We start from the raw sequence: 24,743 nt of genomic DNA, 5'->3' as shown, positions 1-24,743 counted from the left end.
CTGTCTGTCAAAGTATATTTCATATTATCTCTTTTCAACCAGGTTCGTCAAGATGTCAAGTTTTTCAGTATAATTCCGTTTTTATTACAAAAGCCCTGTCCCTTCCTTCCCCCTCGCTTCCCCCTTGCTTGCCCCTACCAACGACCTTGCTACGAAATCCCCAAAACCGCCCCATCCGCGAGTAAAAAATATTGTCAACACTTGACAAGAACGAGGAACTCAATTGCTGAGATTCCCCGCGAGTCCTCTTTCAAGGTACTCATAATAATTTTAGTCACCTTAGTGTGACATTAATAAAATGAGTCCACAAGGGCTAAATTGAGTAGGAACTGGGTCGATGATTATTGTGAAAAATTGTGTTTTATGGCCGTTTTTAATGCTTTTGGCTTCGATTTTGGGTTGTTTTTTGAAAATAAAAACTTTCTAGAAGGTAGAAATAGGGTAGAAAAAAATGTCCAAAATTAATGATGAGGTTACTTGCCCACGCAGAATCTACTTTCCGACGCAGAAGTTACTATCTGCAAATATAAATGGCTGATAATCAATGTAAATGCCTTTGTTCTAGGGTGTCTAAAGTGACTCCGAGGGACGGAGGAGGGACGTAAAATATACAAAAATCTGCAAATGAAGCTGCCGTCAAAAAAAGAAAATGCAAACATCTGCAAAATCGATTTTTCAGTTCTTTGCACGTTTACACTTTTTAACGCAGATATATCTGTTACTGGATTGTTCTTATTCCGACTTCTTCATTTATGCCTTTTCTGGGCGAAGCGAGTCACACTTGCTTTTCAATACAAAATTTACTCAACTGATAGATTTATACTCCCCAGGTGTCATGCCTGTAATGCGACGGAAGTATTTTGAGAAGAACGAGGGATTTGCAAAGTGCATCTCATCGGCTATCTGCGCTGCCGGCTTGTCTGTGTGTCGCAGTTCTATTTTAATGCGGGTGATGAGGGCACGGTCTATCCAGTCCTTGGCGGTGGTGCCGCTGGTTTGACGGATGACAGTGGTCAGGTAGCGCTCAGTGAGGCACATACGCTCGGCATAGTAGCCTATCTGGTGTTGTTCAGCACAATGCTGGGTGACCAGTTGGAGGAAGCGGTCGAAGATGGTCTGTTCGCGTGAACGACTGCTGGCCAGCTGGTCAGTCTGCCGATGGAACAGCTGGTCGTAGTGGTGCATCTGGGCAGCTACGAGTGCTGTGACGGTGGGACGATGATAGTCGTCCGTGGCATGAACCGTTTGCCAGATGGCGTCCATAATATGTGTGGCGGTAGCGATATCCTCTTCGTTGGCGGACAACTGGAAGTCGCGCACCTGACCGTTGAAGACCGACGGCATCTGTCCCTGTGCAAAAGGCATGGGGAAGTTTGAAAAAAGTCCCATTCCGAAGATGCGGAGGTCTGAGGAAAGCCGTTGGGGGTGGATGATGGTGCCAGGACCGATATAGACGAGTGTGCCACTCGTGAGGTGGCGGTCTTGCAGGTTGATGGTAATTTCAGCCTCGCCGTTCATGATGATGCCCAAACGGTGATCATTGATAGTGAAAGGTGGCTTTTGACGCATCAGCAGACTGAACACCGTGCTGTCGCCGCGAACCATTGCCAGTTCACTATTCATGAATATATGCTCGCGAATTTGCGAGAGGTGTGGTATCAGGATGTCACGCATTCGTGTGACGTCCATGAGTTGCGGTTGTTTATTTATCATACGTCCCTTTTTTGTTGGCAAAGATAATCATTTTCCGCGAAATAATGCTCTGTTTATGTATAAATCGAACAAAAAGAACATTTTTGCATTCCTGCAGATAACGGCCAGATGAAATTAATATCGTACTTTTGCACCCAGAATTCAATGACAATAAAAATATGAAGAAATTAGTTTTAAGTTTGACAATGTTGCCGATGCTGGCCCAGGGACAGACATTGGACGATTGTCAGCAGGCTGCTGAGAAGAATTACCCGTTGATACAGCAGTATGGTCTCATCGAGAAGACCACCCAGTTGACGGTTGCCAACATCCAGAAGGGGTGGCTACCGCAAGTGTCGGCTCAGGCACAGGCCACGTATCAGAGTGATGTGACGGCGTGGCCCAGTGAGATGAAAGCGATGATGAGCGGTATGAGCATCGACATGAGAGGACTGACGAAGGATCAGTACCGAGTGGGTATCGATGTGCAGCAGACTATCTACGACGGTGGTGTCATAGGCAGTCAGAAGCGTATAGCCCGTGAACAGGGCAAGGTGCAGGCGGCACAGAACGAAGTCAATATTTATAATGTTCGCAAGCGTGTGAATGAGATGTATTTCGGGCTGTTGCTGATTGACGAACAAATCAAGTTGAACACTGACCTGCAGACATTGTTGGCAGGCAACGAACGCAAACTGGAGTCGATGACCAAGCGCGGAACAGCAGCCGAAAGCGACCTGCAGAGTGTGAAGGCAGAGAGACTGAATGCGGTGCAGAAGGGCACTGAGCTGGTATCGCAGAAACAGATGCTACAACGCATGCTGAGCACTTTTTGTGGTATCGAGATCAACAACATACAGAAGCCACAAGTGAAGTCTGATGGCAGAAATCTGGCGACAGGAAACCAGAGACCAGAACTGAAGGTGCTTGATGCACAGATCAGTGTGCTGAATGCTCAGGAGAAGGCACTCAACGCAGCACTGATGCCGAAGGTGGGTGTGTTTGCACAGGGCTTCTATGGTTATCCGGGGCTGAATATGTTCGAAGACATGATGCGCCACAAATGGAGCCTGAATGGCCTCGTCGGTGCAAGGGTGACATGGACTATCGGTGCCCTCTATACCCGCAAGAACGACAAGGCCAAACTGCAGTTGCAGCGTGATATGACGGAGAGCAGTCGCGAGGTGTTCCTCTTCAATAATAACTTGGAACAGATTCAGCAGAACGAGAATATAGAGCGCTACCAGAAACTGATGGCTCACGACGGGGAGATTATCTCGCTGCGACAGGCTGTGAGAAAGGCGGCAGAATCGAAGCTGGCACATGGCATCATCGACGTGAACGACTTAGTGCGCGAGATTAATCAGGAGAATGCGGCTTGTGTGCAACAATCCATGCACGAGATAGAGATGCTGAAAGAGATATACGACAACAAATACACGACAAATAATTAAGCATATGAAAAAGATATATGTATTGGCAGGTGTGGCGCTGATGATGACAGCCTGCGGAAACAACGAGAAAGAATACGATGCAACGGGTACGTTCGAGGCTACCGAGACGACCGTGTTTGCCGAACAGAGTGGGGCATTGCTGTCGTTTGATGTGAACGAGGGCGACAAGATGGAGGCAGCCCGAGAGGTGGGACTCATTGATACCACACAGACGTGGCTGAAGATCCAGCAGACGGATGCTACGAAGGCGGTTTATCAGAGTCAGAAGCCCGATATGGAACGCCAGATAGCAGCTACGCGCCAGCAGTTGGCTAAGGCTCAGCAAGACGAGCAGCGCTACCGTGAGTTGGTGGCTGACGGGGCAGCTCCCTCGAAGATGCTCGACGATGCCACGAGTCAGGTGAAGGTGCTGCAGAAGCAACTGGATGCGCTGATATCATCGCTGAACACCAGCACGCAAGCCCTCGACAAGCAGACGGCTGCTGCCGATGTGCAGAAGGCACAGTTGCAGGATATGTTACGAAAGTGTCACATCATGACTCCCACAAAGGGTACTGTGCTCGAGAAATATGTGGAGCGTGGTGAATTTGTGAGTGTGGGTAAACCGTTGTTTAAGATAGCCGATACTGAGTCAATGCACCTGCGTGCCTACGTCACTTCTGCCCAGTTGCAGAACATCAAGATTGGTCAACAGGTAAAGGTGTTTGCCGACTACGGTGATGGTCAACGCAAAGAGTATGCAGGCACCATCAGTTGGATATCGTCTCGTTCGGAGTTTACACCCAAAACTATCCTTACTGATGACGAACGTGCCGACCTGGTGTATGCTGTCAAGGTGGCTATTAAAAACGACGGTTTCGTGAAGATTGGTATGTATGGCGAACTGAAGCTATGAACGCAATAGAGGTAAAGAACATCAGTAAATCGTACGGCAAGGTGCTGGCGCTCAGCGATGTGTCGTTTTCTGTCGGCCAGGGTGAGGTCTTCGGACTGATAGGCCCCGATGGAGCCGGCAAGACGTCGATGTTTCGCATCCTCTGTTCGCTGTTGCTGCCTGATGCTGGTACGGCGGCGGTAGATGGCCACGATGTGGTGAAGCAGATGCGTGAGGTACGTAGTCGGGTAGGGTATATGCCAGGCAAGTTCTCGCTCTATCAGGATCTCACTATCGAGGAGAACTTGAACTTCTTTGCCACGCTTTTCGGCACCACTGTTGACGAAGGCTACGACTCCATCAAAGCCATCTACTCGCAGATAGAACGCTTCAAAGACCGTAAGGCAGGGGCTCTCTCGGGAGGTATGAAGCAGAAGCTGGCGCTCTCATGTGCATTGGTACACCAGCCGAGTGTACTCTTCCTCGACGAGCCCACCACGGGTGTCGATCCTGTGAGCCGCAAGGAGTTATGGGAGATGCTGCTCTTGTTGAAGGAACGGGGAATAACTATCTTGGCTTCAACGCCTTATCTTGATGAAGTGCGCTGCTGTGAGCGTGTCGCTTTTCTGGATCAGGGTAAGGTGCGCGGCATTGGTACTCCCGATGATATTCTCACCCAGTTTGCCAGTATCTTCAATCCGTCAGGCATTGAACACGAGAAGATTGCAGAAGTGAAAGAAGATAACGTCATCGAAGTAGAACATCTGGTTAAAGCCTTTGGCGATTTCCATGCAGTTGACGACATCTCGTTCAGTGTAAAGAGGGGCGAGATATTCGGATTCCTGGGTGCCAACGGTGCCGGCAAGACGACGGCTATGCACATGCTGACAGGCCTGAACCAGCCCACCAGCGGAACGGGTAGGGTGGTAGGCTTTGACATCCGCACGGAATATGAGCAGATAAAGAAGCATATCGGTTATATGTCGCAGCGGTTCTCGCTCTACGAAGACTTGACTGTTGCCGAGAATATTCGTCTCTTTGCTGGTATCTACGGCATGAAACCCGACGAGGTGAAGCGTAAGATGGACGAGGTGCTGCGGCAGTTGAAGTTTGAAGACCATCGCGATGACTTGGTGGGTTCGTTGCCCTTAGGTTGGAAGCAGAAGCTGGCCTTCTCTGTCTCGATATTCCACGACCCAGGTGTGGTGTTCCTCGACGAACCCACGGGTGGTGTTGATCCCGCTACGCGCCGCCAGTTCTGGAAGCTCATCTACGACGCAGCCCATCGTGGCATCACGGTCTTTGTGACCACCCATTATATGGACGAGGCGGAGTATTGTGACCGCATCTCAATCATGGTGGACGGCAAGATCAGTGCACTAGGTACACCCGACGAACTGAAACAGCGTTTCCACCAACCTGATATGGACCATGTGTTTACCTATCTGGCCCGTCAGGCCACCCGTTCAAGCGATTAAGTGTATGAAACAGTTTATAGCATTTGTAATCAAGGAAACCAAACATATTCTGCGTGACAAGCGCACGATGCTGATACTCTTTGGTATGCCCGTAGTGATGATGCTGCTCTTCGGCTTCGCCATCACCACTGATGTGAAGAATGTGCGCACGGTGGTAATCACCTCTGAAATGTCGCCCCGTACGCAGCAGGCTGTAGAACGACTGGCACAATCGGAATACTTCGTTATCACTCAGATGGTGAATACCCCGCAGGATGCCGAACAGCTCATCCGCAGCCAAAAGGCCGATATGGCACTGGTGTTTGCACAGGGTCGTGGCGTGCAGATGATGGTTGACGGCAGCGACCCTAATATGGCGCAGCAATGGACCACCTACGCCCGACAGACTATTGCCAACTCTTCACTTTCCACGATTCACTCTCAACTGTTATACAACCCCCAGATGAAGTCTGCTTATAATTTCGTGCCTGCCATCATGGGTATGTTGTTGATGCTCATCTGTGCCATGATGACCTCGATATCCATCGTGCGCGAGAAAGAGAAAGGTACTATGGAGGTGCTGTTGGTATCGCCCGTGCGCCCCTTGATGGTGATTATCGCTAAGGCAGTGCCTTATCTGGTACTAGCCTTCGGCATCCTTATTACCATCTTGTTGATGGCACGTTTCGTGTTGGGAGTACCCTTGGCTGGTTCGCTGTTCTGGATTCTGGCTGTGAGCACCCTCTATATCCTGCTGGCGCTCTCGCTGGGACTGCTCATCTCTAACATGGCACAGACGCAACTTGTGGCCCTGCTGCTATCAGCTATGGTGTTACTCATGCCTGTGGTCATGTTGTCGGGCATGCTGTTTCCTGTTGAATCGATGCCTACGATTCTGCAATGGATATCTGCTGTGGTTCCACCACGTTATTATATCGAGGCTATGCGCAAGCTGATGATTATGGGCGTGGGCATTGGCGAAGTGGCTCACGAGGTAGCTGTACTGGCGGGTATAACGGTGGTGCTGCTGGCCATAGCGCTGAAGAAGTTTAATGTAAGATTGGAGTAACTGATATGACACTGAAATATCTCATACAAAAAGAGTTCCTGCAGATACGTCGTAATGCGTTTCTGCCCAAACTCATTGTCATGTTCCCAATTGTCATCATGTGCGTGATGCCGTGGGTGATGCAGATGGAAGTGAAGAACATCGTGGTTGATGTGGTTGACATCGACCATACTATGGAGTCGCAGCGGGTAGTACAGAAAATTGCTGCCTCTAACTACTTTATTTTTGGTGGACAGAAGGCTACCTATGCTGAGGCGATGAAGGATATCGAGAAGGGTAGGGCTGATGTTATTCTAGAGATTCGCGATGGCCAGTATCTCATCGCAGCCAATGCCGTCAACGGCACCAAGGGGTCAATGGGCAGCGCCTATCTCTCGCAGATAGTCAGTGCTCCTGTCTCAACGCTCTCAGCCGCTTCCGTGCTTACCCTCTACAATAAACAACAGAACTACAAACTCTTCATGATTCCGGCCCTCTTTGCCATTGTGATGATGCTGATGACAGGCTTCCTGCCCACACTCAATATCGTTGGTGAGAAGGAGGCTGGTACCATCGAACAGATCAACGTTACGCCCGTTTCCAAGTGGTCGTTCATCCTCGCCAAACTTATCCCTTACTGGCTCATTGCGCTGTTTGTCATCACCGTGTGCTTGTTGTTGGCGTGGTTCGTTTATGGCATCACACCTGCTGGTCCCGTGTGGCTCATCTACGTGCTTGCTATGCTGCTGGCGCTGTTCTTCTCTTCTTTCGGACTCATCGTGTCCAACTACTCCGACACCATGCAGCAGGCCATGTTCGTGATGTGGTTCTTTGTGGTGAGCATCATGTTGCTGTCGGGACTTTTCACCCCTACGCGATCCATGCCCCAGTGGGCTTATCTGACCACCTATATCAACCCCATGCACTACTTCATTGATGCCATCCGCACCGTCTTCATCCGTGGTGGTGGGCTGCACGAAACTGCCCATCAGGTCTTAGCCCTTGCTGGCATCGGTACGCTGATGGGTTGTTGGGCCGTACAGAGCTACAAAAAGAATTCATAAGGTCGATGCCGTAGATCTTTGTGACAATTATTTGTTCTATGTAGATGTCTTGGCATGTGTGAATCTCCACTGAACGCTAATGTGTTCTGTATTTCTGGATTATATAATCGGCAGTAAACTAAAATTACCGCCGATTTTTCTCAGAATTGTACTATTCGATCTTCACAATAGCCTCAATCATTTTCCTTGAAGTCATCTTGGCATAGTTCTGTTAATGTCCTGGCGGCTGAATCCAGAAAGGAGAGCCGCTTTTCCTACGGAAAGCCAATCGTGTGAGATTCTTGCTTTCCATGCTGCGTCCAAACTATCGTATGGATCGTAGTAGTGTTTTTTGAAATTGTATTGCATATTATCCAACCTGCTTTAGTGCAAGGTTATATAATATACTCAAATGTGTGCATTCAGTTTTGTGCCTTTTAAAAAGAAAAGCAATTGGAATGACTTACTTCCTTAAAAACTCGCTGGGAGTGAGACCGAAGTTTTTTTTGAATACACGAGTAAAATGTTGTGGATATTCAAAACCGAGGATTTCAGAAGTTTCTGAGATGGTTTTTCCGTCGTGCAGATAGGCGGTGGCTCGTTGCATCACGAAGTTGCGGATGATGGCTGTGGCTGTCTCGCCTGTAGCCTGACGGATAAGGTCGCCGAAGTAGTTAGGCGAAAGGAACAGCTCCTGAGCACAATAGCGGACGGTGGGCAGGCCGAGCTTGCGCTGCCGTCCTTCGCTGTAATAGTGTTTCAGTAAATCATCTAAGCGTTTCAGAAGGTCGTTGTCTGCTGTAATCTCAGTCTTGAATTGACGCTCATAGAATCCAGCGCAATACTCCAGTATCAGTTCGAGGTAGGCGATGATGATGCGGCGCAGATGCTCGTTGTCTGGTTTAGAACGCAGTTCATTGCGAATCATCTTAAAGCATACTTCTATCGTTCTTTGTTCTTCTGGCGTAGGATGCAACGACTCGCTTTCATAGTAGGAGAAGAAATGATAGTCATCTATGCGTCGTCCGAGGTCTGTGCCGTGAAGCAGTTCAGGCGAGAACAGTAGTACCCATCCTTTAATATGTATAATTTCACCATTGTCGCTCACACCTCCCGTCTGCCCTGGAGCCACACAGAGCAACGAACCAGAACTGTGGCTATAGTGACCCTGCCCGTATGTAATGGTGTAAGGGCTTTCCTGCAACAAGAACACACCGTACACCTGATAGTTGTTCAGCGAATGGCGACAGTGCTCCAGCTCGTCGTAATGTATAATCGAGACGAGCGGATGCAACTCCTCTGCTCCGACATAGCGGGCGTAGTCGTTAACTGATTCAACATTCAAACTTTGCTTCATTTCGGGTACAAAGGTACACATTTTTTGCGAGACAAAGATGTAAAATTGGTAGAATCCGTAATTTGGGTTGATTTATCAGTAAATCAGTTAGGCAGAAGTTGCAAAAATCCCCGTACCTTTGCACCATCAAATCAAAACAATTAGAAAATTATGGCAAAGATCGCATTAGGAACCTGGGCCTGGGGCGCAGGAGCATTTGGAGGAGACGCAGTATTCGGCAGCAAGACCGACGTAGAGAACTTGAAGCCCGTATTCGACGCGGCTATGAAGAACGGACTAAACCTCTGGGACACGGCTACCGTGTATGGCATGGGCGAGTCGGAGAAGATTCTTGGCTCGTTTGTGGCTGGCGAGAAGCGCGAGGATGTGGAGGTTTCAACTAAGTTTACCCCGCAGCTGGCAGAGGTTTATGAAAATAGCGTTGAGAAAATGGCTCTCGCTTCAATTGATCGCATGGGCATCGACTATATCGACATGTATTGGATTCACAACCCGATGGACGTGGAGCGTTGGACACCAGGACTGATTCCCCTGCTGCAGTCAGGCAAGGTGAAGCGCGTAGGCGTGTCGAACCATAACATCGCTGAGATACGTCGTGCCAACGAGATTCTGGGCGAGGCAGGTTTTAAGGTGAGTGCCGTGCAGAACCACTTCTCACTGCTCTACCGTTCGAGTGAGAAAGGTGGTGTGCTGGACTACTGCAAGGAGAACGGCATTGAGTTCTGGGCCTACATGGTACTGGAACAGGGCGCACTCTCTGGTAAGTATAATAAGGAGAACCCGTTGCCCGCAGAGAGCGACCGAGGCAAGAAGTATAACCCCGTGCTAGAACAGCTTGAAGCCCTCACTAATGAGATGACCACCATCGGTAAGAAGTACGGTGCATCGTGCTCGCAGATCGGCATCGCCTGGGCTATCGCCAAGGGAACACAGCCCATTATCGGAGCCACCAAAGAGCGTCACGTCATCGAGGCTGCCGAGGCCGCTAAGATTCAGTTGACCTCAGAGGAAGTTGCACGCCTCGAAGCTCTCGCAGATGCTACAGGTATTGATACTCGCGGAGGTTGGGAACACTCAATGGAATAGCCTCCCCCAACCCCTCCAAAGGGAGATGAGAAATAAAATAAGATAGTACTTTTATGAGAATAAGGACAACGATTATAGCAACGCTGTTTGCAACGATGATGCAGGCTCAGGGCGTGATTGATATGCACTCGCATATCATCACACCTGAGTTTATGTCTGCCCTCGACAAGGAGGGAAGGCTGTTGGACGAGGGCTTTCCTCTTCCGAAGTGGGATGCAGAGGCGCAACTAAAGTGGATGGACGAAGCGGGTATTCATACATCAGTCTTGACATTAGCGGCTCCTCAGCCGACATCTGCGAAGGTTGTACGTGCCACCAACGAGGCAGCAGCCAAACTGAAATACGAGCACCCTGACAGATTCCGCTTCTGTGCAGCTCTGCCACTACCCGATGTAGATGCAGCCATCGAGGAAGCCCGCTATGCTCTGGATGTACTGAGTGCCGACGGTATCAAACTGGCCACTAACGTCAATGGTCAGTATTTGGGTGCCCCAGAACTCGACACCCTCTTCTCGTTCCTCAATGAACGTAAGGCATTCGTCATCCTGCATCCACATCGTCCAGACCCCGTCAACAAACAGGTGATGCAGCAGACACCCCTCGCCATGCAGGAATATCTCTCAGAGACCACCCGTGCCGTGTCGAATATGATCAGTCGTAATGTGCTGGCTCGCTACCCCAACGTCAAGGTGGTAGTGCCGCATTGCGGAGCCTATCTGCCGCTGATGGTGTCGCGCATGCAGTCGCTAACTCCCGTGATGCAAGCTAATAAACTCGTGGGCGATATCGACTGGGATGCCAACCTCGCAGCCCTTTACTACGACCTCGCCGGTGCCCACTCGCCAGAGGTCATCCGCATGTTGCTCACCATCACCACGCCCGACCATCTGCTCTATGGTTCCGACTATCCCTACGTCGCCCCGCAGGTGCTCACCCAGAGCCTCCAGCGCATGCAACAGTACCTGAATACTGAGCCAGACCTTGCAGCGTATCGCGAGATGATTCTCCACAAGAATGCCGAATGGCTGTTGGGACTGTCCTCCGACAAACCGACAGCGAAAAAGCATAAAGATACGATGCTCGTTCGCATTGCCGAGATAGAAGTACATCCTGAACACCTCGAAGCCTATCTCACTGCTGCAATAGAGATTCAGCAGAAGAGCTTGGCCGAAGAGCCCGGTGTGCTCTGTCTCTTCCCAAATCAGATGAAGGAGGACAGCACTCAAATAAGAATCCTTGAAATCTACGCTTCGCAACAGGCTTATCAGCACCACATCCAGACCGCGCACTTCCAGAAATACAAGCAGGGCACACTCCACATGGTGAAGTCACTGAAACTGCAAGACCTCATACCGCTCGCCACTGAGACGATGAGCAGAATTTTCAAGAGAGTTAAATAATACGTAATATATGAGACTTTTTTTACTATTTATGACAGCTTTGCTGCTGACCTGCTGTTCGTCGGACAGCGAGGTGAAGGCAGAGACAAATCAGTATCAGGCCCACATGGCCAAGACGCTAATTGTGTATTACAGCTACACGGGCAACTGCAAGGCGATAGTGAACAGCCTTGCCAGTCAGATTACGGCTGACCAATTGGAGATTCAACCCGCAGAGAAAGGACTTAGGTATGAGGCGAACAACTATGCCTTGGGTACGCAACTGCTGAACGCCATTAAGGCGAATCCCAACGATGCAAGCAGTTATCCAGCCATCGACCCCGTGACTGTCAGTATCGATGATTATCAAAATATCATCATCGTGACTCCGCTCTGGTGGAGCCAGATGGCGGCTATTATGCAGACCTTCCTCTTCCAGAACAGAACAAAATTGGCTGGCAAGACGGTGGCGATGATTGTGTCGAGTCATTCGAGTGGTATCAGCGGCGTAGTGGCAGATGCCCAGCGATTGCTCCCCAATGTGACATGGGCAGGTGATGCGCTTGGGATTAATGCCAGCAACCATTCCAACCGCAATTCGCTGATTGAGAACTGGCTGCCGACACAGAACTTTCATTCATCTACGACAGGAATCAGCCATGTTAAGTCTGACGTAAAAAAGTCAAAGGTCTATACGCTGCAGGGCACTCTCGCTCTGGTAGGACAAAAGGGGATTGTGATTAAAGATGGGAAAAAAGTTGCGATTAAGTGAGAGAAATGAAAATTCATTTTAATTTCCGAACGTGAGCAAGTTCAACAAAGTTAAGATTATCAGATGAAAAGAATAGTAACATTTATAATAGCAGTAATGACTATGGCGACAATACAAGGTCAGACGATGACCGAAAGACAAAAGGGATTGGCAGCATGTGCCTGCCTGATGGCACAGGGTGATTTAGAACGGTTGGAGCCTGCTGTGAAGATGGCACTCGACAACGGCGTGACTATCAATGAGCTGAAGGAGGCTTTTTCACAGCTCTATGCCTACACGGGCTTTCCACGCTCGCTGAATGCATTAGGCGTTCTAAATAAGGTGTTGGATAACAAACAGCCCTCATGGCAGGAAGGAAAGCCTTGGAAACGTCCTGAAATATGGGATGACGCTGCAAAAGCTCTGAAGCAAGGTACAGAGGTGCAGACGAAACTCTCTGGCCGTTCTTTCGATTACCACTTCTGTCCGCAGGATGACTACTATCTAAAGTCGCACCTCTTCGGTGACATCTTCGCCAGCGACCAACTCTCTGCTGCCGACCGCGAGATAGTGACCGTTGCTGCCCTGAGTGGTCTCGAAGGTGTTGCTCCACAACTGGCTGCCCACAAGCAGGGAGCCGTGAACATGGGCAATAGTCAGGAACTGGTTGATGAACTCTGTGCCTGGCTCGACAGCGAGGGGTATACCTTGCGTAGCAAATGGCCGAAAGGCGAACCGAACCCTTACGGCAAGTATTTCATCGGTCGGAGTTATCTGGCTGACGTTGGCGGTGGTGTTATAAACGTTACCTTCGAGCCTCGCTGCCGTAACAACTGGCATATCCACCACAAAGCAGTACAAGTACTCATCTGTGTCAGTGGTCGTGGCTGGTATCAGGAATGGGGCAAGGATGCCGTCGAGATGACTCCTGGCATAGTCATCGCCATTCCTGCAGAGGTAAAACACTGGCACGGAGCCGCAAAAGATTCATGGTTCCAACACCTTACTTATCACCGTGATGCTCAGGAAGGAGCCTCGAATGAGTGGCTTGAGCCTGTGACTGACGAAGTGTATAACAAACTGAAATAAAGGAATGATATGAAACAGAACATCGGACAGAAACTGGCTCTCTATCCCACGCCAGCCACGGTTGTAGGAACCATAGGAGAAGGAGGGAAAGTAAACTGGCTGTTGGTGGCTCACATCGGTATCGTCAGCCACTCGAAAATGCTGCTGAGCATCCATTCTTCACACCATAGCATCAAGGCCATCGACGAGACCAAACGCCTGTCGGTGAACATAATCGACGAGCAGTTTGTGGCTGCTGCAGACTATACGGGAACAGTAAGCGGGGCAAAAACGGACAAGTCGGGCGTGCTGCCTTATCATCTGGGCGAGGCTGGTATGCCCGTCATCGAACAATCGCCACTGGTAATGGAGTGCGAGGTCATTGATACATACGAGATTGACGGCTTTAAGAACTACATCTGCACTATTCTCAATACCTACGTCGAAGAAACAATGCTCGACGAGAAGGGAAAGCCTGACTACACAAAACTGAAACCCGTGCTTTTCGAGATGCCCACCTATAAATACCTGCGCACAGGCGACATTATTGGTGACTGCGTGAAGATGGGTAAGGCGTATGGTGAAACTTTGAAATAACTTAAGCAACAATATGGAATACGTAAAACTTGGAAACTCAGACCTCAATGTGTCGCGCATTTGCCTCGGCTGCATGGGCTTTGGAGATGCCAGTATCGGACAGCACTCGTGGACGATTGACGAAGAGCCGACACGCGAAATCATTCGTCGGTCACTCGACCTCGGCGTGAACTTCTTCGACACGGCGATAGCCTATCAGCTGGGCACTTCGGAGCAGTTCGTGGGCAGGGCGCTGAAGGATATGGCACGCCGCGAAGACGTGGTGGTGGCCACGAAGTTCCTGCCTCGCACAGAGGAGGAAATCACGAACGGCATCGATGGTCGGCAGCATGTACTGAGCAACATCGACAGCAGCCTGCAGCACCTCGGCATGGACTATGTGGACTTGTACATCTACCACATCTGGGACTACAAGACGCCTGCCGAGGAGATTCTTGAAGGCATGAATGAGGCCGTGCGCCAAGGCAAAGTACGCTACATCGGCATCGCCAACGTCTATGCCTATCAGTTGGCGAAGATGAATGCACTGGCAGAGAAACACGACTGGGCAAAATTTATCAGTGTGCAGAACCACTACAACCTGATCATGCGTGAGGAGGAGCGCGAGATGCAGCCCTTATGCCGTGAAGACAACATCGCACAGACACCCTACAGCGCTCTGGCATCAGGCAAACTGGCCAAGCGCCCAGGTGAGACCTCGAAGCGCCAGGCCGAAGACTCGTTCATGCACTTCAAATACGATGCCACCGCTGAGCAGGACAACCGCATCGTGAATCGCGTAGTGGAACTGGCCAATCGCTATGATGTGGAGATGACTCAGATTTCCCTTGCCTGGTTGCTGACCAAGGTGGAGTCACCCATTGTGGGAGCCACCAAGCTGCACCATATCGAAGGTGCCGTAAAGTCGCTTGATGTCCGTCTGACCGCCGATGACATCCGCTATATAGAAGAGCCATACGTGCCCCACAACCTCTCAGGTGTGATGGCAGTCAATAAGCCAGCCATGAGTGAAGAGCCTGTATGGGTAAAGGCAGCAAAGAACAAGTAAATAGAAGACAATATGAAACTGATTACAGTTATTTGCACGGCATTAATGGCATTCAGCCTCACGGCCTGTGCGCAGAAACAAGAAAAGAAAGAGATGAAGAACTTATTAGTAGCTTATTTCTCAGCATCTGGTGTGACCAAGGGAGTAGCTGAGCAACTGGCAGCAGTGGTAGGTGCTGACTTGCATAAGATCAAGCCTGAATATCCATACACAGATGCAGACCTCGATTGGCGTGACAAACAAAGCCGTTCTTCAGTAGAAATGAAGGACAAGAACTCTCGTCCTGCCATCACCGATAAGTTGAAGAATATGCAAGACTATGATGTGGTCTATGTTGGTTTCCCCATTTGGTGGTATACCGCTCCGACCATCATCAACACCTTTATGGAGTCTTACGACTTCAAGGGCAAGACCGTTATTCCTTTCGCCACCTCTGGCGGCAGCAGTATTAAGAAGGCTTGCGAGGATTTGAAGGCTGCCTATCCTGATATAACATGGAAGGAGGGTAAACTCCTGAACAGGACAAGCAAGAAGGAATTAGAAACTTGGGTGAAAGGATTGTAAGATTGGTAACGTCCGTGTCACGAAAAAATGGCACAGACGTACTATTTTGTTAAATTGTTTAACAAATATCGCTAAGAGCATTCTATGAATTGATGCGATTTTAGAATCTGCAAACATCTGCAAATATGGGGTGTAAACAACCCTGAAAATGAGTCTCAGATATTTGCAGATTTTTGAATGTTTTTTCCATCACTTCTGACGAAATCTTATGCAGAATGTAATAATAAAACTTGATTAGCAAATGTGTTAATCTGCTGACCTATAGGTAATTACATTTAATCTTGATTAATTCTTACTTACTTGTTAAAATACTCTAACAAAACGATGTAAAGCCTGTGTATCAATTAGTCGTAATCTACTTTCCCACGCAGAAGTTTTTAAAGATATTTCCTAAAACTTCGTTGGGGGTGATTTGGCCGCCGGTGATTTCGGCGAGGGTGTCAAGGGCTTGGCGGAGATCTTCACTCAGGAGGTCGCCGCTAAGTTGCATCTGGAGACCGTCAATCACACGTTGAATGCTGTCGTGCGCACGCACCAAAGCGTCGTAATGACGAGCGTTGGTAACAATGATATCGTTTTCTGTCAGGGCAGGAATATTGGCTGCCTCGTAGATGGCTTGCTCTAATTCCTCGATACCGGTACCAAACTTGGCACTGATGGTGATAAATGGAAGATTTAACAGATTGTAACTATTGTTATCTGTTTTGTCTGCTTTGTTTTTAATAACGATAAGTTTTTTGTTTTCAGTGCGTTGTGTAATATCGTTAATTTCTTTTGTTGAAGGTTCTGTGTCAATCAACCAAAGTACGATGCGGGCCTTGTCGATAGCAGCGTAAGTACGGGTAATACCTATCTGTTCTACCTCGTCCTGGGTCTGACGGATACCTGCAGTATCGATAAAGCGGAAGGTGATGCCATTAATGTCGATGGTGTCCTCGATGGTATCACGGGTGGTACCATGAATGTCGCTCACAATGGCGCGATCGTCTTTTAGAAGGCGATTTAGAAGGGTAGATTTACCCACGTTGGTTTTACCCACAATGGCCACAGGGATGCCTTGCTTAAGTGTCTGGCCTGTTTCGAAACTTTTGGCCAAACGGGTGATGTGGTTGTCAATCGTTTTCGTTATATCCATTAGCTCGCTGCGGTCGGCAAACTCCAGATCCTCGTGGTCGGAGAAATCAAGCTCCAACTCTAATAGTGAGGTGAGCTTGAGCAGTTGTTCGCGCAGCTGTGCCAGTTTTGACGAAAAATGACCACGTAGCTGACTTATTGCAATCTGGTGGGTGGCCTGATTGGTTGAGGCTATCAGGTCGGCTACAGCTTCTGCCTGCGAGAGGTCCATCTTGCCGTTCAGGTAGGCACGCTGGGTAAATTCGCCTGGACCAGCCTGGCGACAACCGTTGGCTATCAACAATGCTAATACCTTATTCAGGATATAACGTGAGCCGTGACACGAAATCTCTGCGCTCTCTTCGCCCGTATAAGAGTGGGGAGCACGGAATACGCTCACTAGAACCTCGTCGACAATCTCTTCGCCGTTCTTGATATGTCCATAATGAATGGTGTTGGGCTGGGCTTGTGTGAGATTCTTGGTAAATACACGAGAAAGAATCTCAAGTGTTTGAGTACCTGAGATTCTTATGATTCCTATTGCTCCGCCTGGGGCGGTAGCGAGTGCGCAAATCGTTTCGTTCATTTAACTTTGAGCTTTGAACTTTGAGCTTTGAACTTTGAGCTTTAGATACGTTCGAGTACTTTCTCGATGAGGGTATCGATACTGTTCTTGTACTCAGTGTTCATTTTCTGGGCGTAGCGGTTGGCGATAACCATGCAGCAGGTCATAGCACGATGACCCAGCAGCGATGCCATACCAGCGAGAGCTGATGACTCCATCTCGAAGTTGCAGATCTTCAAGCCGTCATACTCAAAGCTCTCAATCTTCTCGTTCTGCTTGGGATCCTCGATGTTGGCGCGCAGCACGCGACCCTGAGGGCCGTAGAATCCACCACACGAGATAGTATAGCCACGAACCATATCATCTTTAGCAATGCGGTCGATGAGTTCAGCATCGGCTACCGATACGTAAGGAGCACCCTTGATGGGGTTCCAATTCATGTGCTGCTTAAAGGCCTCTTCAAGCTTCAGGTCACACACCTTGTTACGGTCGGCATAGTAGTTCAGCAAACCATCAAAACCAATGCTCTTTACGCTTGCTACAAAACATCCGGTAGGGGTGTTGGGCTGCAAACCGCCACAGGTACCGATACGTACCATAGTGAGAGTGCGATGTTCGGCTTTCTCCTCGCGGGTGTTATAATCGATGTTGGCGAGCGTGTCGAGCTCGTTGGCTACGATATCAATATTGTCACAGCCGATACCGTGACTCTGTACGGTGATGCGTTTGCCTTTATACATACCTGTGATGGTGTGGAACTCGCGGCTGCTAACCTCGCACTCTTTCGAGTCGAAATGAGCTGCAACGGTGTCTACTCGGGCTGGATCGCCTACCAGCACCACCTTGTCAGCTAGCTGTTCTGGCTTCAGATGCAGATGGAAACATGAACCATCGGCATTGATAATCAGTTCTGATTCTGGAAAATTCTTCTTCATAGACTGTATGTATTATTGAATTTTACTTTTAATTTCTGCATTACGGATTGCTTTATCCAACTGTTTTACGTTGGCGTTCAGCTCTACAACCTCGGCTTCAAGCTTCAGAATCTCGTTCTTCAGTACTTTGCGGACGTTGTTGTTGGCTGCGTGATATTGTTGGCGCAGCTGGGCTAGGCGCGAGTTGGCGGTATCGAGCTTGCTCTGCTGTTCCACCAGCTCAGGGTAGAGCGATTTTGCCTCTTTCGATAGGAAGTTTACTGCCGCTTTACCTTTGTTATTTGTTGTCTCGGCAGATGTGCCAGCGGCGTATTTCTGTTTGATACGCTCGAGGGCAGCCTTGCGTTCTGTGCCGTCGCCCCAGGTATCAGCAATGCTGGTGATATCGGCCAGGTGACGAATCTGCTCTTCTGAATACACGGTACCGTCGTAAGTCTTACGTGTTTCGGATGGCACGAAGATATAGATACATACCTTGCCCTCAGGCTGGCGACGATCGCTGACGAAGTAACCGATACGGTTGGTTTCGTCGATAGCGTACATGTAGTCGTTGGCCTCAGAGTTGAAAGGCATACCGATATTCTCGGGCTTCAGGAACGAACCGCTACGTGAGTCGTAGCGCGTCACAAAGATGTCGTAGTTACCTATACTCTCTTCGCCCTTTCCGGCAAAGTAGAAGGTTACGCCATCGGCAAGCATAAAGGGGTAGGAGGTCTCGCTGATGCCCTCGCTGATACCAGTAAGGCGCTGCGGACGACTCCATTCGTTACCCAGTTTGTCGGATGTGAAGAGTTGCTGCAGTGAGTCGACAGGCTGACTGAAGTACACCTTGTTGCTCATCTCGTTGATGTAAAGGCAACCTTGCTGCTGATTGTTGAAGAAGGTGCCCGTAGGCATCAGCTTACCCGATTCTGACGAGAGTCGGATAGAAGCCAAGAACTGCTCCTTATCGGTTACGATACTGTCGATGATAACGATTTGCTGCGTCATCTCGCGCATGTTGGTGATGCGTGGATCCTCCTGTGGCTCTTCAATCACAGGCACGGGTTTAGCTTTGGGCTTTACACGTTTACGTTTTTGTGCTGCCATCGGGAGCGACAGTAGTACGGCCAATGCGAGTATCGTAATTTTTCTCAGGTTCATATCTTATTCTTCTATTAGTTTGTTGTCAGCGTTCAGCGCGTTCCACATGCTGTAGCGGGCTTCTGGATTCATCAGCTCGATAGCATCGTAGATGTGCTTGATGTCGGCGCGATGCGAGTGAGTCTCGTAGGGACAGAGTTTCTGCTGTTTCTGATACCCCTGCAACTCAGCGTACTGCTTGATGTCTTTCTCCTCGATCATACACAGCGGACGGATGATGGCGAGTGGCATCTTGCGCATCTTCAGCAGGGCGGGCATGGTGTCGAATCTGCCTTGGAAGGTGAGATTCATCAGTGCCGTATGCAGCAGGTCGTCCTGATGATGCCCTAATGCAATCTTGTTGCAACCTAACTCCTGCGCCAGATTAAACATTTGCTTGCGGCGGTTCCATGAACACAGGAAACAGGGCGTTTTCTGCTTGCGGCGACGGGCAGCATCGGTAGGTTCCGATTCGGCTGTGGCGTCAACCTCGAAGCTTGTTGTTAGCACGTGGAGCTTTACGCCCAGGTTGTCGCAGAACTGCTGCAGGTAGCTGGTATCGGTCTCGTAATGGATGTTGGCCATCCTAACGTGCAAGGCCTCTACCTTGAATCGTGGATGCTGGATGCGCGAACGCTTGGCCAGCATTTCGAGCAACAGGAGCGAATCCTTACCGCCCGATAGGCCCACGAGTATGTGGTCATCATCTTCTATAAGATGATAAGTAGCCATCGCCTTGACAAAACGCTCATTGAGGCGATGCCAGAGGCGATGGCTCTCTTTATCTAGATTAAGCTTCTCCACGCAGATGCTTATCCATATTCAATGCAGCACGACGGCCATCACCCATAGCGAGGATGACTGTTGCACCACCACGCACGATGTCGCCACCAGCGAAGATCTCAGCACGAGATGACTGCATCTCCTCGCTCACAGCGATGGTGTTCTTGCGGCCCAGCTCCAAGCCCTCGATACTCTTTGGTACCAGTGGGTTTGGTGATACGCCAACGGCCACAATCACCTGATCAACATCGAGTGTTACGGTCTTGCCCTCAACGGGAACAGGACTGCGGCGACCTGATGCATCGGGTTCGCCCAGCTCCATTACCTGCAGAACGGCCTGCTTTACGGCGCCCGTCTCGTCGGCAATATACTCGATAGGATTATGCAGGGTGAGGAACTTAATGCCCTCTTCCTTAGCATGCTTCACCTCTTCCAGTCGGGCTGGCATTTCAACCTCACTGCGACGATATACCAATGTTACATCGGCACCCAGACGCTTGGCTGTACGACAAGAGTCCATAGCGGTATTACCACCACCAACAACCAGCACGCTCTTGGCGGGGTTCAGTGGGGTATCGGTCTTGGGGTTGGCAGCATCCATCAGGTTCACACGAGTAAGGTACTCGTTTGACGACATGATGTTGATACTGTTCTCGCCAGGGATATTCATGAAGTTTGGCAGTCCGGCTCCCGAACCAACGAAGATGCCCTTGAAGCCCTGAGCCTCAAGCTGCTCAACGCTGATGGTCTTACCCACAATCACGTCGGTCTGGAAGTGAACGCCCATCTTGGCCAGATTCTCGATTTCTACATCTACAATCTTGTTAGGCAGACGGAACTCGGGGATACCATACTTCAGCACACCGCCGATTTCGTGCAGAGCTTCGAACACGTAAACATCGTAGCCCTTCTTCACCATGTCGCCTGCAAAAGAAAGTCCGGCAGGACCAGAACCTACTACGGCAATCTTCATACCGTTGGCTGGTGCGATCTCGGGCAGGCTGATGTTGCCGCTCTCGCGCTCAAAGTCAGCAGCGAAACGCTCCAGATAGCCGATGGCTACAGCGGGCTCGTTCATCTTCAGGTGGATACACTTGCTCTCGCACTGCTTCTCCTGAGGACAAACACGTCCACACACAGCGGGCAGGGCAGAGGTGTTCTTCAGCACCTTTGCTGCAGCCAGGAACTGACCGCGCTCGATGTTCTTGATGAATGATGGGATATTGATGTTTACAGGACAGCCCTCAACACAAGTTGGTTTGGCGCAGTCGAGACAGCGCTTAGCCTCAGTCATAGCCATCTCCTTGGTCAGACCGATGTTTACTTCCTCGGTACGTGTGGTAGCACGGTAAACGGGGTCGAGCTCGGGCATGACAACGCGCTCAATCTGTGTGCGCTCCTTGGGTTTCATGCTCTTTCTGAGCTCATCGCGCCAGGCGGCGTTTCGGTCGGTCAGCACCTCGATAGGATCGTTGGTAGGATTGCTGTCCATCTTGATGTCTGTACCTTTAACCTCGGCTTTCTCCTCAGCGTTCATGCTATCCAGATGCTCCTCGTAGTGGGCCAGCTCCTCCTGCTCCTCGCGCTTAAAGGTGCCCATACGCTTAAACATCTCGTCCCAGTCAACCAGCGCACCGTCGAACTCGGGACCGTCGATACATACGAACTTTGTTTTGCCTCCGATGGTCAGTCGGCAAGCACCGCACATACCAGTTCCATCCACCATAATGGTGTTGAGCGATACCTCGCAAGGAATGTTGTGCTTCTGTGCTGTGAGGTTCGAGAACTTCATCATGATTGGAGGTCCGATGGCAAAAACCTTGTCAACGTGTGGCTCCTGTTCAATAAACTTCTCAATACCAACGGTTACTACGCCCTTTTCGCCGTAGCTACCATCATCGGTCATAATAATTACCTCGTCAGAACTCTCGCGTACCTTATCTTCAAGGATAATGAGGTCTTTCGAACGGCCTGCCATTACCGAGAGCACGCGGTTACCAGCAGCTTTCAGGGCCTGGATAATGGGCAGCATAGGAGCAACGCCCAGTCCACCACCTGCACAAACCACAGTACCGTAGTTCTCAATCTTAGTGGGGTTACCTAATGGACCAACCACGTCGGTCACATAGTCGCCCACATTCAGGGCACAGAGTTTCTTAGATGAGAGTCCCACCATCTGTACAACCAGTGTGATGGTTCCCTTTTCGATGTCTGCGCCAGCGATGGTAAGCGGCATGCGCTCACCCTTCTTGCCTACGCGCACGATCACAAAGTTACCGGCTTTACGGCTCTTTGCAATCAGTGGAGCTTCGATCTCGAAGAGAAAAACTTTCTCGGAGAACTGCTCTTTTCTAACGATTTTGTTCATAAGTATTTGTAAGTTGTTGATTAATCAATCATGTCGCAACCCATGTAGGGTACGAGTGCTGCTGGAATCTTGATACCGTTTTCGGTCTGATTGTTCTCCAGCAGGGCAGCCACGATACGAGGCAGGGCCAAAGCCGATCCGTTCAGTGTGTGACACAACTCGGTCTTCTTGGTCTCGCTGTTACGGTAGCGGCACTTCAGGCGGTTAGCCTGGTAGGTATCGAAGTTAGATACACTCGAAACCTCGAGCCAGCGTCCCTGAGCCTCTGAGTAAACCTCGAAGTCGTAGCAGATAGCGCTTGTAAAGCTCTGATCACCACCGCAAAGCAGCAGAATACGATAGGGAAGCTCTAATTTCTTGAGCAGACCCTCAACGTGCTCCAGCATCTCCTTGTGGCTCTCCTTTGAGTGCTCGGGCTTATCGATACGTACAATCTCAATCTTCGAGAACTCGTGCAGACGGTTCAGTCCGCGAACGTCCTTTCCGTATGAGCCAGCCTCACGACGGAAGCACTCTGTGTAAGCACAGTTCTTGATAGGCAGATCCTTCTCGTCGAGAATCACGTCGCGATAGATGTTGGTAACAGGTACCTCGGCTGTTGGAATCAGGTAGAAATCATCAACCTCGCAGTGGTACATCTGTCCCTCCTTGTCGGGCAGCTGACCTGTGCCGTAACCCGAAGCAGCGTTAACTACTGTAGGAGGCATGATCTCGGTGTAGCCGCTCTTGCGGGCCTCGTCGAGGAAGAAGTTGATGAGGGCACGCTGCAGACGGGCACCCTTACCGATATAAACGGGGAATCCGGCACCTGTAATCTTTACGCCCAGATCAAAGTCGATGAGGTTGTATTTCTTGGCGAGCTCCCAGTGGGGCAGGGGATTAGCGATACCCAGTGATGGGTTAACGTCCCAGTTGCCAACGGTGTCGTTAGCGGTGCACTCCTTCAGGTTGCTCTTTACTACGTGGTTATCCTCAGCAACGCGGCCCTCGGGCACCTCGTCGTAAGGGATGTTAGGAATCTGGCACAGCAGAGTGGTCATCTCCTCCTGAGCCTTAGCCATGGTCTCATCCAGCTCCTTTGATTTCTCTTTGAGCTGAGCTACCTGAGCCTTTACCTGCTCGGCCTCGTCCTTCTTGCCTTCCTTCATCAGTCGGCCTATCTGTCCTGAGAGCTGCTTCTGCTCGTTCAGACATTTATCAAGTTCCTGCTGAGCTTCGCGACGCTGCTTGTCAACGGCCAGTACATTGTCGATAGCCTCTTTGGCGCCGGCGAAGTGTTTCTTCTCCAATCCGCGAATTACGCGTTCTGTTTCCTCATTGATGAGTTTGAGTGTTAACATCTTAAATACGTATTTATTAGTTTATATTCTTTATCTAAGGCGCAAAGGTACAAATAATCGGTTAAATAGCCAAAGAAATGTGCGAAAAAAAGCAGAAATCCCGCTACTCCTTGCGGAGTGCGGGATCCTGTTGTTTGTTTGGAATAAGTGTTTCTTAATAATTCTCTTAGGCCTCAGCGTTTGGAATTACTGATACAACGCTCTTGTTGTACTTGCCCTTGTGGAAGTTTACGGTACCATCTACGAGAGCGTAGAGAGTGTCGTCCTTACCGATGGCAACGTTGTTACCAGGATTGTGCTTTGTACCACGCTGGCGAACGATGATGTTACCAGCAACGCACTGCTGACCACCGAAGATCTTGATGCCAAGTCGCTGAGCTGCGCTCTCACGACCGTTCTTAGAACTACCTACACCTTTTTTATGTGCCATAATGTTGTTCCTCCTACGTTTTTAAGCGATTACCGACTTGATTACTACTTCTGTGAACTGCTCACGATGACCGTTGCGAACGCGATAGTCCTTACGACGCTTCATCTTGAAAACGATGACCTTGTCACCCTTTACGAGTGGGTTCACTACTTCACACACTACTTTTGCTCCGTCTACGGTGGGAGCGCCTACCTTTACTGCACCGTCAGCATCTACGAGCAGTACCTTGTCAAATTCAACAGTCTTGCCTGCCTCAACATCCTTGATGTGGTGCACGAAGAGCTTCTTGCCCTGCTCGGCCTTGAACTGCTGACCCTGAATTTCTACAATTGCGTACATTTTGCTTTTATTTGTATTTAGGGGTTTTTCCGCGAGGCGGCATACGTTCGTACACACTTAACTCTGCCCCAACGGACTCTAACGGGGTGCAAAGGTACAAATTTTATTTGAACTATGAACTTTGAGTGTCAAAGTAAGGCGAAGATTTATGAAAGTTTAACTATTTGGGTAGGTACAAAAAAAAGAGCAATGACTTTCTCAAGCGATCGCTCCATATCTTCAATAGGTATTAGTCTTCTAAGGTAAAAAGATTGTTTTCAGGATAACGGTGGCAAAGGTAAGGTTTTTTTTGGAAACTCACAAATTTTTTCGCGTTTTTTTTTGACGAAT

Annotated in this window: 22 protein-coding genes; 12 read left to right on the top strand and 10 right to left on the bottom strand. The window is 49.6% G+C overall.

All coding sequences use genetic code 11. From position 1 onward, the window contains the following. Positions 1-804 precede the first annotated feature (804 nt). Positions 805-1,713: a helix-turn-helix domain-containing protein gene (locus T500_RS0108650; protein WP_028907788.1), complete on the bottom strand. Its 909-nt coding sequence runs from the start codon at positions 1,711-1,713 to the stop codon at positions 805-807. A 158-nt stretch (positions 1,714-1,871) separates the two neighbouring features. Between T500_RS0108650 and T500_RS0108645 the strand changes: the two genes are divergently transcribed. Genes T500_RS0108645 through T500_RS0108625 form a run of 5 tightly spaced genes read left to right on the top strand, consistent with a single transcriptional unit; the run spans position 1,872 to position 7,589 of the window. Further along, the gene (locus T500_RS0108645) at positions 1,872-3,146 is read left to right on the top strand and encodes a TolC family protein (protein ID WP_028907787.1); all 1,275 of its coding nucleotides are present in this window, start codon (positions 1,872-1,874) and stop codon (positions 3,144-3,146) included. Positions 3,147-3,150: 4 nt separating this feature from the next. Then, positions 3,151-4,041, top strand: coding sequence for an HlyD family secretion protein (locus tag T500_RS0108640; RefSeq protein ID WP_028907786.1), 891 nt, complete (start codon positions 3,151-3,153; stop codon positions 4,039-4,041). After that, positions 4,038-5,498, top strand: a complete 1,461-nt coding sequence (locus tag T500_RS0108635; RefSeq protein WP_028907785.1) for an ATP-binding cassette domain-containing protein — start codon at positions 4,038-4,040, stop codon at positions 5,496-5,498. Before T500_RS0108640 ends, T500_RS0108635 begins: the two co-directional genes overlap by 4 nt. Before the next feature lie 4 nt (positions 5,499-5,502). Next, positions 5,503-6,546: an ABC transporter permease gene (locus T500_RS0108630; protein ID WP_028907784.1), complete on the top strand. Its 1,044-nt coding sequence runs from the start codon at positions 5,503-5,505 to the stop codon at positions 6,544-6,546. A 5-nt stretch (positions 6,547-6,551) separates the two neighbouring features. Next, positions 6,552-7,589, top strand: coding sequence for an ABC transporter permease (locus T500_RS0108625; protein ID WP_028907783.1), 1,038 nt, complete (start codon positions 6,552-6,554; stop codon positions 7,587-7,589). Positions 7,590-8,031: 442 nt separating this feature from the next. Here the strand turns inward: T500_RS0108625 and T500_RS0108620 are convergent, their stop codons facing one another. Next, positions 8,032-8,925, bottom strand: a complete 894-nt coding sequence (locus T500_RS0108620; RefSeq protein WP_028907782.1) for a helix-turn-helix domain-containing protein — start codon at positions 8,923-8,925, stop codon at positions 8,032-8,034. Positions 8,926-9,075: 150 nt separating this feature from the next. Between T500_RS0108620 and T500_RS0108615 the strand changes: the two genes are divergently transcribed. The 7 genes from T500_RS0108615 to T500_RS0108585 all read left to right on the top strand — a co-directional run bounded on the left by T500_RS0108615 (position 9,076) and on the right by T500_RS0108585 (position 15,418). Next, positions 9,076-10,011, top strand: coding sequence for an aldo/keto reductase (locus T500_RS0108615; protein WP_028907781.1), 936 nt, complete (start codon positions 9,076-9,078; stop codon positions 10,009-10,011). A gap of 53 nt (positions 10,012-10,064) precedes the next feature. After that, positions 10,065-11,411 (top strand): amidohydrolase family protein, encoded by a 1,347-nt coding sequence (locus T500_RS15600; RefSeq protein ID WP_080694841.1) that lies wholly within the window; start codon positions 10,065-10,067, stop codon positions 11,409-11,411. A gap of 31 nt (positions 11,412-11,442) precedes the next feature. Continuing rightward, positions 11,443-12,162, top strand: a complete 720-nt coding sequence (locus tag T500_RS15595) for a flavodoxin (protein ID WP_230580880.1) — start codon at positions 11,443-11,445, stop codon at positions 12,160-12,162. A 102-nt stretch (positions 12,163-12,264) separates the two neighbouring features. After that, positions 12,265-13,230: a carboxymuconolactone decarboxylase family protein gene (locus T500_RS0108600; RefSeq protein WP_196243492.1), complete on the top strand. Its 966-nt coding sequence runs from the start codon at positions 12,265-12,267 to the stop codon at positions 13,228-13,230. A gap of 9 nt (positions 13,231-13,239) precedes the next feature. After that, positions 13,240-13,806, top strand: coding sequence for a flavin reductase family protein (locus tag T500_RS0108595; RefSeq protein ID WP_028907779.1), 567 nt, complete (start codon positions 13,240-13,242; stop codon positions 13,804-13,806). Positions 13,807-13,819: 13 nt separating this feature from the next. Next, positions 13,820-14,854 carry an aldo/keto reductase gene (locus T500_RS0108590; RefSeq protein WP_028907778.1) on the top strand — a complete coding sequence of 345 codons (1,035 nt, stop codon included), beginning with the start codon at positions 13,820-13,822 and terminating at the stop codon, positions 14,852-14,854. 45 nt (positions 14,855-14,899) lie between these two features. Next, entirely contained in the window at positions 14,900-15,418 is a 519-nt protein-coding gene (locus T500_RS0108585) for a flavodoxin (RefSeq protein ID WP_051611971.1), read from the top strand. A 355-nt stretch (positions 15,419-15,773) separates the two neighbouring features. Here the strand turns inward: T500_RS0108585 and mnmE are convergent, their stop codons facing one another. From mnmE to rplU, 8 genes are all read right to left on the bottom strand, one after another. Beyond that, positions 15,774-17,117 (bottom strand): tRNA uridine-5-carboxymethylaminomethyl(34) synthesis GTPase MnmE, encoded by a 1,344-nt coding sequence (gene mnmE / locus T500_RS0108580; RefSeq protein ID WP_028907776.1) that lies wholly within the window; start codon positions 17,115-17,117, stop codon positions 15,774-15,776. Between the two features lie 41 nt (positions 17,118-17,158). Continuing rightward, on the bottom strand, positions 17,159-18,031 hold the full coding sequence (locus T500_RS0108575; RefSeq protein ID WP_028907775.1) for a nucleoside phosphorylase: 873 nt from the start codon (positions 18,029-18,031) through the stop codon (positions 17,159-17,161). A 12-nt stretch (positions 18,032-18,043) separates the two neighbouring features. Further along, positions 18,044-19,174 carry a hypothetical protein gene (locus tag T500_RS0108570; protein ID WP_155267492.1) on the bottom strand — a complete coding sequence of 377 codons (1,131 nt, stop codon included), beginning with the start codon at positions 19,172-19,174 and terminating at the stop codon, positions 18,044-18,046. Between the two features lie 3 nt (positions 19,175-19,177). After that, positions 19,178-19,957, bottom strand: coding sequence for a tRNA 2-thiocytidine biosynthesis TtcA family protein (locus T500_RS0108565; RefSeq protein ID WP_028907773.1), 780 nt, complete (start codon positions 19,955-19,957; stop codon positions 19,178-19,180). Further along, the gene (locus T500_RS0108560; RefSeq protein WP_028907772.1) at positions 19,944-22,304 is read right to left on the bottom strand and encodes a bifunctional dihydroorotate dehydrogenase B NAD binding subunit/NADPH-dependent glutamate synthase; all 2,361 of its coding nucleotides are present in this window, start codon (positions 22,302-22,304) and stop codon (positions 19,944-19,946) included. Before T500_RS0108560 ends, T500_RS0108565 begins: the two co-directional genes overlap by 14 nt. 20 nt (positions 22,305-22,324) lie before the next feature. After that, a complete protein-coding gene (gene serS / locus T500_RS0108555; RefSeq protein WP_028907771.1) occupies positions 22,325-23,644 on the bottom strand; it encodes a serine--tRNA ligase in 1,320 nt (439 codons plus the stop codon). 166 nt (positions 23,645-23,810) lie between these two features. Further along, entirely contained in the window at positions 23,811-24,074 is a 264-nt protein-coding gene (rpmA, locus tag T500_RS0108550) for a 50S ribosomal protein L27 (protein ID WP_013064241.1), read from the bottom strand. Between the two features lie 21 nt (positions 24,075-24,095). Further along, positions 24,096-24,413, bottom strand: coding sequence for a 50S ribosomal protein L21 (gene rplU, locus T500_RS0108545; RefSeq protein ID WP_013063597.1), 318 nt, complete (start codon positions 24,411-24,413; stop codon positions 24,096-24,098). Positions 24,414-24,743 lie beyond the last annotated feature (330 nt).

Origin of the sequence: Xylanibacter ruminicola Ga6B6 (assembly GCF_000687715.1) — a bacterium.
Taxonomy (GTDB): Bacteria; Bacteroidota; Bacteroidia; order Bacteroidales; family Bacteroidaceae; genus Prevotella; species Prevotella ruminicola_B.
Note: the sequence above shows the minus strand (reverse complement) of the source record. Positions and strands in the feature narration are given on the sequence as shown.